Source organism: Mesorhizobium sp. M7A.F.Ca.CA.002.15.2.1, assembly GCF_003998715.1.
In the GTDB taxonomy this organism is placed as follows: domain Bacteria; phylum Pseudomonadota; class Alphaproteobacteria; order Rhizobiales; family Rhizobiaceae; genus Mesorhizobium; species Mesorhizobium ciceri.
Genome location: NZ_RZPI01000881.1, coordinates 1 through 1,910, shown reverse-complemented (window position 1 = coordinate 1,910; position 1,910 = coordinate 1). Strand labels below are relative to the sequence as shown.

Genomic DNA, 1,910 nt, shown 5'->3' with positions numbered 1-1,910 from the left:
CACATGGTTAGAGCCGCCGACATAGTCGCCGATGGCTTCCGGCGTGTGGCGGCCGAGAAAGACCGCACCGGCATTGCGCATCCGCGACAGGAAGCCCTCGGCGTCGTCGATGGCCAGTTCGACATGTTCGGCGGCTCTAACCATGTGCTGCCGACGGCGCGCTCGGCGCGTTTCTCGTCCGGCCTGTCCGTGCTCGATTTCGTCAAGCGCACGTCGATCCTCAAGCTTGGACCGGAGCAGTTGCGTATCTTGGCGCCGGCGGCGATTGCGCTGGCCAAGGCGGAGGGTCTTGACGCGCATGGACGCTCCGTCGCCATACGGTTGAACATGTAGGCGGCGATGTCTGGCCCCGATCAAACCCGCGCCAGGCTGATCGATGTCGAACTCGATGAATCGATCGGCCGGTCAACGCCGGATGTCGAGCATGAACGTGCAGTGGCGATCTTCGACCTGATCGAGGAGAACAGTTTCCAGCCCGTCAATGACAGCGGCGACGGCCCTTACCGGCTGAAACTGTCGCTGGCCGAGCAGCGGCTGGTGTTTGCCGTGGCGCGCGAGGATGGCACCGCCGTCGTCACCCATATCCTGTCGCTGACGCCGCTCCGGCGCATCGTCAAGGATTACTACATGATCTGCGAAAGCTACTACGACGCCATCCGCTCCTCGACGCCGAGCCATATCGAGGCGATCGACATGGGCCGCCGCGGCCTGCACAATGAAGGTTCGCAGACGCTGATGGACCGGCTGTCCGGCAAGATCGACATCGACTTCGATACGGCGCGCCGGCTGTTCACGCTGGTCTGCGTGCTGCACTGGCGGGGCTAGCCCTGTCGCCCGGCGCCCTGCCCCGTTCGATCCTGTTCCTGTGCGGCATGAATGCCGTGCGCTCGCCAATGGCGGAGCAGCTGGCGCGCCGGATGCTGCCCGCCACCGTCTTTGTCGCTTCGGCCGGCGTTCGCGCCGGCGAGCGCGATCCGTTCGTCGATGCGGTGCTGGCCGAAGAAGATCTCACGCTGGGCGAGCGCCACCCAAGGACGATGGACGATCTCGAGGACGACTATTTCGACCTCATCGTCACGCTGGCACCCGAAGCGCACCACGCCGCACTCGAACTCACCCGCTCGCTCGCCGTCGAGGTCGAATATTGGCCGACGCCGGACCCGACCGACGCCGGTGGCACGCGCGAACAGATCATGGCAGCGTACCGGGACGTCCGCGAGCGGCTGAAGGTGCGCATAGGCCGACGTTTCTTGCTTCCAGAGGCAAAAAACGCGACGGATTAAGCGTGTTCACAAGCGGACGATTATCATATAGGTTCCGCCGAAATTCCGGCCAGGGTGCTGGAACTACCATCCAAGCAAAGGTATCGAATGCCGAAGGAAGAAGTCCTCGAGTTTCCGGGTGTCGTGACGGAATTGTTGCCGAACGCGATGTTCCGGGTAAAGCTCGAAAACGAACACGAAATCATCGCCCATACGGCCGGCCGCATGCGCAAGAACCGCATCCGCGTGCTGACCGGCGACAAGGTTCTGGTCGAGATGACGCCATACGACCTGACCAAGGGCCGCATCACCTATCGTTTCAAGTAAGCAAAGCCCGACTGGTCCGCGATGAGCATTTTGCAGAAGCTGGTGCTTGCCTCGGGTTCGCCGCGCCGAATCGAGCTCTTGCAGCAGGCCGGGATCGAGCCGGACCGCGTGCTGCCGGCCGATATCGACGAGACGCCGCTGCGTGCCGAGCATCCGCGCTCGCTGGCCAAGCGGCTGTCGAAGGAAAAGGCCGAAAAGGCGTTTGCGTCACTGAAGACCGAAGCCGACTATGCGCCGGGTTTCGTGCTGGCCGCCGACACGGTGGTTGCCGTCGGGCGGCGCATCCTGCCCAAGGCAGAAACCCTCGACGACGCCGCCAAC

At 63.6% G+C, this 1,910-nt stretch carries 5 protein-coding genes and 1 pseudogene; 5 read left to right on the top strand and 1 reads right to left on the bottom strand.

Annotation, left to right across the window (positions count from 1 at the left end; all coding sequences use genetic code 11):
* On the bottom strand, positions 1–81 hold an 81-nt coding region (locus tag ENZ74_RS35485), incomplete at its 3' end, for a histidinol dehydrogenase (protein WP_245471044.1).
* 48 nt (positions 82–129) lie between these two features.
* Between ENZ74_RS35485 and ENZ74_RS30645 the strand changes: the two are divergent.
* The 5 genes and pseudogenes from ENZ74_RS30645 to ENZ74_RS30625 form a co-directional block, all read left to right on the top strand.
* Positions 130–333 (top strand): annotated as a pseudogene (locus ENZ74_RS30645) (histidinol dehydrogenase); the annotation flags it as partial.
* 6 nt (positions 334–339) lie between these two features.
* Positions 340–825 (top strand): UPF0262 family protein, encoded by a 486-nt coding sequence (locus ENZ74_RS30640; RefSeq protein ID WP_013530198.1) that lies wholly within the window; start codon positions 340–342, stop codon positions 823–825.
* Positions 813–1,283, top strand: a complete 471-nt coding sequence (locus tag ENZ74_RS30635) for a low molecular weight phosphatase family protein (RefSeq protein ID WP_013530197.1) — start codon at positions 813–815, stop codon at positions 1,281–1,283. The genes ENZ74_RS30640 and ENZ74_RS30635 overlap by 13 nt, the downstream gene beginning before the upstream one ends.
* A gap of 87 nt (positions 1,284–1,370) precedes the next feature.
* Positions 1,371–1,589 (top strand): translation initiation factor IF-1, encoded by a 219-nt coding sequence (gene infA, locus ENZ74_RS30630; protein WP_006200926.1) that lies wholly within the window; start codon positions 1,371–1,373, stop codon positions 1,587–1,589.
* Between the two features lie 21 nt (positions 1,590–1,610).
* Positions 1,611–1,910: Maf family protein (locus ENZ74_RS30625; RefSeq protein WP_206522371.1), on the top strand; the 300-nt coding region annotated here is incomplete at its 3' end.

Coding starts and splice junctions, on each gene's coding strand:
- ENZ74_RS30640 (WP_013530198.1), top strand. CDS start 340: ATGTCTGGCCCCGATCAAACCCGCGCCAGGCTGATCGATGTCGAACTC.
- infA (WP_006200926.1), top strand. CDS start 1,371: ATGCCGAAGGAAGAAGTCCTCGAGTTTCCGGGTGTCGTGACGGAATTG.